Annotated in this window: 1 pseudogene; it reads right to left on the bottom strand. The window is 33.7% G+C overall.

The annotated features are described in order from the left end of the window. A pseudogene (locus Aba26S_RS20915) lies at positions 1–848 on the bottom strand (hypothetical protein); the annotation flags it as partial. Positions 849–1,240: the final 392 nt, after the last annotated feature.

The raw sequence follows: 1,240 nt of genomic DNA on the forward strand, positions 1-1,240 counted from the left end.
ATCTGATCGATATCAATTGTGTCTTTGTATCGTTGTTTTTTTAATTGATTCAATAATTCAATCTGATTGCTTGTAAAAATATCCATCCATTGAGTAACTGGCAATGATTTTATTAGGGCCAAAAAAGCTTTTTTATCTTCTCTGGTGCAATCTATGTCTTCTTTCACTTGTCTATTCCGCAAGTATCCATAATTGCCATTTTCTAAATCGGAGCTAACCCAATATGCATCCTGTAAAGTTCTATCGGCTTTACTTTCTAAAGGTGTAATGTCAAATAGTCGGAGATCGTTAGGACAGCACTCTGTAAATGTTGGATGCTTAATAGGTCTGCTGGTATACGCTATTAAAGTTTTACGATGCTTTGATAAGAGAAAAACACTATCTAAATAGTTAGTCATCGTGTTTAGAACGGATAAAGGTAAGGCATATTCTTCATTTTTAGTTTTATATGTATCTAGGACGTCTATCTCAGAGTAACATTCAATATAAGGATAGTGTTGATGCTGACGAAAATTAGCAATAGCTTTTTTATTCTTACTATCAGAAAACTCATATTGAATATTATTCGAGTCTAACCAACTATAAAATGATTGATTAATAATATCCTTCACACGATGATCGATAACCAGGATATCTGGTATTCCAAAAACTAATGGAATATTTGGGCCATTAGTCTTGTAGTAACGGCTCCAAAAAGTCTTCAGGAATTTTGACAGGGAACAACTACTGTCATTTTTTTCATAATATTCCGTGTAATTTAATGGAAAATCATTGACGGAGATGCCAAGTAAACATAATGGCTGCATTGATAGATCAGGATCTATAACTAATGGATCATTAGAACGCATTACGCCGTAGTTAGGCTCTATGAATACCCGTTTGCAAACCTGTACTGTTAAGTAATGAATAATTGGCATCATCTCTGACATATTACGTGTAAATTTTATTATTCATAAGATAGACGATCTTTATTCTAACTCCAAGGATAACCCATTGTGTATTGGTAACTTTTAAGAAATATTTGAACAAACATACAGCTCTCAATACAATGGGTCTCAAATCATAGTAAGGTTTTTTTCATGTCTACTTGCAGTTCAACGTCAGGAAAACCTGAAACGAAAGTTATCGCATTTAGCGGTGCAAATAAAAAGATAAGCGATATTCTTGACCTCGAGCACGTCAGATCTAACTCGCTTTTACAAATTCCTATTGCAGCTGAATTATTATCAGCTGGATTTCC

Origin of the sequence: Acinetobacter sp. NBRC 110496, from assembly GCF_000876115.1 — a bacterium.
Classification (GTDB): domain Bacteria; phylum Pseudomonadota; class Gammaproteobacteria; order Pseudomonadales; family Moraxellaceae; genus Acinetobacter.